Here is a 586-nt window from a genome sequence, read left to right as displayed (position 1 = left end):
GTGCTCAGTCACCATCTCGTCGTCTTCCCATTGCATGCGTGTCTCTCTCATCAGAAAAGCTCCGCACTCAGCCCTTCATGTTTGTTGTAGCCCATTGCATACACGTCGTTCAGGATGCCGGTAAGCGACGCGAGTGGCATATATTCTCCTTCCTCAGCGTCCTCGACAAACACCTGAATAGGTGCGCCATAGCCCTCGACGTGAACTGAGTAGAACAGCGGGTTGCCTGAATCATCGGTGCCCCACGTGGACCACATGCGCATTGGGATGCCCTGTGCACACACCCTGAGATGCGCGAGGCCGACCGCCAAGTCCCGCGCCCGATCCTGTGTCTCGGCCACCGCCTGCACCGGGTACGTGCGTTCCATGTCGAGTACCCTGTGCCCCAGTTCACTGATCACCTTAGTCATTTTCGCTCCCGAGTCGCAGGATGTCACCGGCCCGCTCACATGGCAGGAAGATGCTCATGTCGAGCAGCCCGGACAAGATGCGAACCTCAAGTTCGGACTCCGATTCATCCCAGATGACAGCAACCTCGTCGAATGCGAGCTTGGCAATCGCGTGCACCTGTTCGAGAACCGCACTC

At 58.0% G+C, this 586-nt stretch carries 2 protein-coding genes; both read right to left on the bottom strand.

Annotated elements, in window-relative coordinates; all coding sequences use genetic code 11:
* Nucleotides 1-50: 50 nt before the first annotated feature.
* Nucleotides 51-410: a hypothetical protein gene (locus tag AC1RP1_RS07725; RefSeq protein WP_481762677.1), complete on the bottom strand. Its 360-nt coding sequence runs from the start codon at nucleotides 408-410 to the stop codon at nucleotides 51-53.
* Nucleotides 403-586: hypothetical protein (locus AC1RP1_RS07720; protein WP_481762676.1), on the bottom strand; the 184-nt coding region annotated here is incomplete at its 5' end. The genes AC1RP1_RS07720 and AC1RP1_RS07725, both read right to left, overlap by 8 nt.

The organism is Dellaglioa sp. CoH-56-MRSF-13 (assembly GCF_056782095.1).
The sequence above is the reverse complement of the archived record's forward strand: the minus strand, read 5'-3'. Positions and strand labels throughout refer to the sequence as shown.